The following is a 6,396-nucleotide window of genomic DNA, read 5'->3' on the forward strand; positions in this document are numbered from 1 at the left end:
GCCGCTGGCCGAGTCTTCCGAACGTTGTGTAGTACAGGGGCAACTGCACTACACGGTAAAAAAGTCGCGGGAGTATGCCAGAAAAGCGAACTGCTTGGCAGCCTCCGATCTGATAGAGAACGGCTATCGTTTAGAAAAGCTCATCAATGCCGCGTCTGCGACGGTGCCTCGCTACCGGCACCGGCGAACAGCTGGGCAATGTCGGCGGCGTCGAAGGCGTAGCGCTCGTTGCAGAACTGACAATCGATCACCACGCTGCCACCCTGCTCGCCCAGCAGCAGTTCGGCATCGGCCTGGCCGAGGCTGACCAGGGCACTGGCCGAGCGCTCACGCGAGCAGCTGCAGCGGAATTGCAGCGGCTGCTCGTCGAACAGGCGCACGTTCTCTTCATGGTAGAGGCGATGCAGCAGGGTCGGGTTGTCCAGGCCGAGCAGCTCTTCGGCAGTCAGTGTGTCGGCCAGGGTCAGTACGTGGTTCCAGCTCTCGGCGCGTTCTTCCGCTTCGGTCTGATGGTGCGGCGGCAGTTGCTGCAGCAGCAGGCCGCGCGCGCGCTGGCCGTCGGCCTTGAGCCAGAAGCGGGTCGGCAGCTGTTCGGAGCTGGCGAAGTAGTTGGACAGGCACTCGGCCAGGTCGACGCCATCCAAATCGACGATGCCCTGGTAACGCTGGCCCCGGGTCGGGTCGATGGTAATGGCCAGCACGCCATTGGGCATCAGACTCTGCAGGTCGGTATCGGCGCCGATCTGCTCGGCGTCATAGCGGGCAATGCCGCGCAGCTCACGAGCGCTGGAGCATTCGACCATCAGCAGCGACAGCGGGCCGTCGGAACGCGCCTGCAGTACCAGCAGGCCGTCGAACTTGAGGGTGCCGACCAGCAAGGCGGCGGCGGCCATCATCTCGCCGAGCAGTTGCGCCACTGGCTGCGGGTAGGCGTGCTTGGCCAGCACATGAGCGTAACTTTCGCGCAACGCGACCATTTCGCCCCGCACGTCGGTGTCGTCGAAGAGAAAGCGTTGACTGAAGTCGTTCATGGCGGCGGGCCCAGGGTCTGTAAAAAGGCTGGCGATTTTATGCACAAACGCCATCACATCCAAGGCCCGACCATATTCACCCGCAGTTGGCGCCTGCTGCTGGTCTGGCCGATTACCGTGATCGGCATCCTGCCGCGCCTGGTGGCCGGTGCCCACTGGGGGGGGCGGATGCCTTTGTCGGCGGCGTATTCCTCAGCCTGCTGGCCCTGGCCTGGAGCTGCTACACCCCACTGGGTTATCACGCCAGCGAATGGCTGGAGAAGATTACCCTGCCGATCACCTCACGCCTGGCCAAACTGCCACTGCTGGGCCGCATGAGCATCGTCAGCGGACGTTGAACGAGAAAGTGGGAGCGAGCTCTGCTCGCGAAGCTTTACCGTCGTTCGCATTCGCGAGCAGAGCTCGCTCCAACAGGCTTGCGCCTAATCCTCATCCGCCCAGGGGTGGCGCAGACCACCTTCCTGCTGTTCGTTGAACTGATGGATCTGCCGGCGCTGCTTCTTGCTCGGCCGACCATCGGTCTGCATACCCACCGCGCCAGCCTTGCGCATCGCCGCAGCCTGCTCGCGGCGCGCGATACTTTCTTCCGTCTCGCGGTACAGCAGTTGTGCCTCGGGCGCGCCGCGACGGACGCTGGATAGCGCCAGCACGACCACGGTGCGTTCATCGAAACCGGTGCGCAGCACGTATTCGTCGCCGATCTTCGGTTCCTTGCCCGGCTTGCAGCGCTCGCCACGATGATGGACCTTGCCACCTTCTATAGCCGCCTTGCACAGGGCGCGCGTCTTGAAGAAGCGTGCCGCCCACAGCCATTTGTCCAGGCGGATCTTGTCGTCGTCTTTTTCGCTCATCTCACTCTCTGAAGGGTTCTGGTATTCGCACGCACGGCAGATGCAGTTGTCACACGACGCAACTAGAATGCGCGAAATCATAGGCTTTGTCGGCCGCAGGGGACACTCTCACCTTGAAGACTTTCGACCAGCTCAGCGTGATCGGCCTACGTGAGTGGATCAATCTGCCAGAGCTCGGCATCATCGGCCTGCGTGCCAAGATCGACACCGGCGCCAGCACCTCGAGCCTGCACGCCAGTGATATCCAGCCGTTCCAGAAGGACGGCGAGGACTGGGTGCGTTTCACCGCCTACCTCGGCACCCAGGTGCAACGCCGTCATCGCTGCGAGGCGCAGATGGTCTCGGTCAAACGCATCAAGAGCTCCAACGGCCAGGCGCAGAGCCGCTACGTGATCCGCACGCACCTGGCCCTCGGCGATCGTCTGTGGCCGGTGGAATTTACTCTGGCCTGTCGCAAGACCATGCGCTATCGCGTGCTGCTCGGTTCCAAGGCACTGATAACCGGCTGCTGGCTGGTCAACCCGGCGCTGAGCTATGTGCAGGAAAAACCCGCCCTCCCCCCATCCCTTCCAGGTGCCCAATGAAGATCGCCGTGCTGTCGCGCAACCCGCGCCTGTATTCCACCCGCCGTCTGGTGGAGGCCGGCCAGCAGCGGGGCCATGAAATGGTGGTGATCGATACCCTGCGCGCCTACATGAACATCGCCAGCCACAAACCGCAGATCCACTATCGTGGCCAGGCGCTTGAGGGCTTCGATGCCGTGATCCCGCGTATCGGGGCTTCGGTGACTTTTTATGGCTGCGCGGTGTTGCGCCAGTTCGAGATGATGGGCGTCTACCCGCTCAACGAGTCGGTGGCCATCAGCCGCTCGCGCGACAAGCTGCGCGCTTTGCAACTGTTGTCGCGCAAGGGCATCGGCCTGCCGGTGACCGGCTTCGCCCACTCCCCCGACGACATTCCCGACCTGATCCAGATGGTGGGTGGCGCGCCGCTGGTGATCAAGGTGCTGGAAGGTACCCAGGGCATGGGCGTGGTGCTGGCCGAAACGCACAAGGCGGCCGAGTCGGTGATCGAGGCCTTCCTCGGCCTCAAGCAGGACATCATGGTCCAGGAATACATCCACGAGGCCGGTGGCGCCGACATTCGCTGCTTCGTGGTCGGCGACAAGGTGATCGCATCGATGAAGCGCCAGGCCAAGGCCGGCGAGTTCCGCTCCAACCTGCATCGCGGCGGCAGCGCCAGCCTGATTAAGATCACCCCGGAAGAGCGCATGACCGCTGTCCGTGCTGCCCGCGTGATGGGCCTGAACGTCGCCGGGGTGGACATCTTGCGCTCCAACCATGGCCCGCTGGTGATGGAAGTGAACTCCTCGCCCGGCCTGGAAGGCATCGAGACCACCACCGGCAAGGACGTCGCCGGGATGATCATTCAGTACCTGGAAAAGAACGCCGAGCACGGCCAGACCCGCACCAAGGGACGCGGATGAGCGCGCCCTGCTGCTGAAAACACTCAGCGCTGCCGCGCCTGCAGCCAGGTGAGAAACGCCCTCTCGCTCATCGACTGGCCAAACAGGTAACCCTGGCCGAGGGTGCAGTGCTGCTCGCGCAGGAACGCCAACTGGCTGTCGTGCTCGATGCCTTCGGCCACGCACTCCAGCTCCAGGTTGCGCGCGATCATCAGGATGGTCTGCACCAGCATGCGCCCGCTCGCAGCGCCATCCAGATCGGCGACGAAGCTGCGGTCGATCTTCAGACGATCCAGCGGCAGGCGCTTGAGGTAGGTCAGCGACGAGTAGCCGGCACCAAAATCGTCGATGGCGAAGCGCACGCCCTGTGCCTTGAGCTGTTGCATGTTGCCGATGGCATGCCCGCTGCGTCCGTCACGCTGGGCATTACGCAGCGCCTGCAACGCCGGCTGGGTACGCTCATCTCCGAGCAGGAAACGACAATTGCGCCCCAGCGCCTCCTCGGCGCTGTACCCGGTGATCTGGCTGAAGGCGGCGTTGCAGTAGACCAGCGGCAGATCGGCCTGGCGCGCGCCGGCAATGGTCATGCCCAGGGGGCTGGCCTCCATCGCCAGGTTGGCCCGGGCCAGTTGCTGCTGCATCTGCGCGCTGCGCGCCAGCGCCTGACGCAGATCGCCCAGCGCACGCCCGACCAGCAGAGTCGCCAGCATCAGCAGCACGACCGTGAAGTCCAACTGGTTGCGCTGCACATCCAGCTCGCCAAAGCCCGGACTGTCGCGCCACAGCGCCAGCGGCAGCGTGACGGCGCACACCAGCAGCACGCCGTACAACGCCCCGGCAAAGGCGTGGTGCAGCGCCAGAACCAACATGCTCAGGCCCAGCAGGAGCAGGACGAGCTGCGTCGGCAGACGGGCACTGAGCAGCATCAGCAGGACAAATGCGTCCGTCGCTAACAGCCAGCCGCCTGGCGAGCGACTGATGCTCAGGCTCGCGGAGCCAGCCACGCGCATGCAGCAACGGCGTACAGAGCGCCAGCCAGGGTGCCGTCAGGGCAGCATATTGGTGGTGTTGCTCAACCAGATCGCCAGACCGCCCTGCGTCCACTGCCCTGAAACCCCGTCAGGCAAAGAGTGCCCTGCAAGCCGAACGCTACCAAGGCACTCGGCAGCAACACCGCGAAGGCCAAGAACCGCAGCAGATCAGGCCAGGATCGAAAGGCTGGCGCCGTAACAGCCACCAGCCCAGGGCAACGGCTGCGGTTTCCGGCAGGGCATAGAGCGGCGCCCGAATGCCTGACAGCATATCGCCAGCACTCGAGCGCGGTAATTGAACGTTCGGCTATACCGCGTCGCGCGGCAAGAGCAGGCCAAGCGGCAAACGCACCCGCGCCTCCAGGCCGCCACCACTGCGATTGCGCAACTCGACGCTGCCGCCATGCAGCGCCGCGATACGCTTGACGATGGCCAAACCGAGGCCGGTGCCGCGCCCACCACGCGCCCTGTCGCCGCGAATGAAGGGGTTGAAGATGCTGTCGAGCTCGGCCGGATCGATACCATTGCCGCGGTCCAGCACGCTCAACACCACATAGGGCGCGCTGTGATCACCTGCCAGGCTGGCGACCACCTCGACGGCATCGCCACCACCGTGATTGAGGGCGTTCTCCACCAGATTGGTGAGCAGCCGCTTGATCGATACCCGACGCAGCGGAAACGGTGGAATCGCTTCCAGACACAGGCGCACACGCTCGTTGCCCTGGTTATAGGGTGCCAGGGTTTCACGCACCAGCTCGGGGAAGTCGGCTTCCTCCACCGGCTCGCCGCGACCATCACGGATGAAGGCGAGGAACTGATCGAGAATGGCGTCCATGTCCTCGATATCGCGCACCATGTCATCGGTCAGTTCGGTGTCGTTTTCCATGAACTCCAGGGCCAGACGCAGGCGCGTCAGCGGCGTGCGCAGGTCATGCGAGACGCCAGCCAGCATCAGCTCACGCTCGCGGGCAGCCTGCTCGACATCCTCGGCCATCTGGTTAAAGGCGCGATAGACCTCAGTCATCTCGCTCGGCGTATCACTCACCGGCAGCCTGACGCTGCGTCCCTGGCCAAGCTGGCGGGCAGCGAATACCAGACGCTTGAGCGGCGCATTGAGCTGACGCACGAAGATCCAGGCCGCCGCCGTGGACAGCAGGCCAATGGCGAGGAACCAGCCAAGTACGCTCCAGATGCGCTGGCCACGCAGCGGGTGCGGATACATCGGCACGCGCACCCAGCCATCCCCCAGGCTCGGCGCATGCACCCAGAGCGCCGGCGGCGTCGTGGCGCGCACGCGGGTTTCGGTGTCGGGGCCGAGCTCGGTCTGCATCTGCCGCTGGAAGATTTCGCTGTAGGGCCAGTGCTGTTCGCTGGCCGGCACCTTGTCGCGCGGAATGCGCTTGAGCCCGGCGGCCTGGGCGATGTGGTCGCGGTCATCGGGGTTGGCTGCCCAGTAGGCGCGCAAGGTCAGCGCCGCGCCGTGGCTGTACTGGCGGTCGACCAGTACATCCTCGTTCATCATCAGGTACACCAGGGTCAATGCCTTGGAGAACAGCACGACGACCAGCACCAGCCAGAGGGTGCGGGCAAAGAAGCTTTGCGGAAACCAGGCGGGAGCCTTCACGAGCGGCAAACCCCGGAGGTGCAGCGGCAAGCCTCAGGCTTCAGGCTATAAGTGGCTGTACCGTGCGCATTGGCCTGCAACTTGTGGCTTGCAGCTTGCAGCTTCATTTCTTTCCGTCCGGCACGAACACGTAACCCACACCCCAGACGGTCTGGATATAGCGCGGCTTCGACGGGTCCGGCTCGATCAGGCGGCGCAGGCGGCTGATCTGCACATCGATGGAGCGTTCCAGCGCATCCCACTCGCGGCCACGGGCCAGGTTCATCAGCTTGTCGCGGGTCAGCGGTTCGCGCGCATGCTGCACCAGCGCCTTGAGCACGGCGAACTCACCGGTGGTGAGCATGTGCACCTCATCGCCCTTCTTCAGCTCGCGGGTGGCCAGCGACAGCTCGTA

At 64.4% G+C, this 6,396-nt stretch carries 6 protein-coding genes and 2 pseudogenes; 3 read left to right on the forward strand and 5 right to left on the reverse strand.

The genetic code is table 11. The annotated features are described in order from the left end of the window. Positions 1-143: 143 nt before the first annotated feature. A complete protein-coding gene (gene hslO, locus N5J71_RS06415; protein WP_279916548.1) occupies positions 144-1,031 on the reverse strand; it encodes an Hsp33 family molecular chaperone HslO in 888 nt (295 codons plus the stop codon). Between the two features lie 86 nt (positions 1,032-1,117). Here hslO and N5J71_RS06420 point away from each other — a divergent pair, with 86 nt between their 5' ends. After that, positions 1,118-1,369 carry a hypothetical protein gene (locus N5J71_RS06420; protein WP_278620374.1) on the forward strand — a complete coding sequence of 84 codons (252 nt, stop codon included), beginning with the start codon at positions 1,118-1,120 and terminating at the stop codon, positions 1,367-1,369. An 84-nt stretch (positions 1,370-1,453) separates the two neighbouring features. On the opposite strand, the gene N5J71_RS06425 is transcribed toward N5J71_RS06420, so the two are convergent. Continuing rightward, positions 1,454-1,882: an RNA-binding S4 domain-containing protein gene (locus N5J71_RS06425; RefSeq protein WP_017678397.1), complete on the reverse strand. Its 429-nt coding sequence runs from the start codon at positions 1,880-1,882 to the stop codon at positions 1,454-1,456. 113 nt (positions 1,883-1,995) lie between these two features. Between N5J71_RS06425 and rimB the strand changes: the two genes are divergently transcribed. Next, on the forward strand, positions 1,996-2,466 hold the full coding sequence (gene rimB / locus N5J71_RS06430) for a retropepsin-like aspartic endopeptidase RimB (protein ID WP_424960561.1): 471 nt from the start codon (positions 1,996-1,998) through the stop codon (positions 2,464-2,466). Then, positions 2,463-3,368 (forward strand): 30S ribosomal protein S6--L-glutamate ligase, encoded by a 906-nt coding sequence (gene rimK, locus N5J71_RS06435; protein WP_279916549.1) that lies wholly within the window; start codon positions 2,463-2,465, stop codon positions 3,366-3,368. The genes rimB and rimK overlap by 4 nt, the downstream gene beginning before the upstream one ends. A gap of 23 nt (positions 3,369-3,391) precedes the next feature. On the opposite strand, the pseudogene N5J71_RS06440 reads toward rimK, so the two are convergent. From N5J71_RS06440 to amgR, 3 genes and pseudogenes are all read right to left on the reverse strand, one after another. After that, positions 3,392-4,631: pseudogene (locus N5J71_RS06440) on the reverse strand (EAL domain-containing protein); the annotation flags it as partial. Positions 4,632-4,685: 54 nt separating this feature from the next. After that, on the reverse strand, positions 4,686-6,002 hold the full coding sequence (locus N5J71_RS06445) for an ATP-binding protein (RefSeq protein ID WP_003458711.1): 1,317 nt from the start codon (positions 6,000-6,002) through the stop codon (positions 4,686-4,688). A 103-nt stretch (positions 6,003-6,105) separates the two neighbouring features. Beyond that, positions 6,106-6,396, reverse strand: a pseudogene (gene amgR, locus N5J71_RS06450) (two-component system response regulator AmgR); the annotation flags it as partial.

The organism is Ectopseudomonas oleovorans (assembly GCF_029845265.1).
Lineage (GTDB): Bacteria > Pseudomonadota > Gammaproteobacteria > Pseudomonadales > Pseudomonadaceae > Aquipseudomonas > Aquipseudomonas oleovorans.

What these genes read in the sequence shown, in the direction of transcription:
- rimK (WP_279916549.1), top strand. Translation starts at nt 2,463, where the DNA reads ATGAAGATCGCCGTGCTGTCGCGCAACCCGCGCCTGTATTCCACCCGC.
- N5J71_RS06425 (WP_017678397.1), bottom strand. Translation starts at nt 1,882, where the DNA reads ATGAGCGAAAAAGACGACGACAAGATCCGCCTGGACAAATGGCTGTGG.
- hslO (WP_279916548.1), bottom strand. Translation starts at nt 1,031, where the DNA reads ATGAACGACTTCAGTCAACGCTTTCTCTTCGACGACACCGACGTGCGG.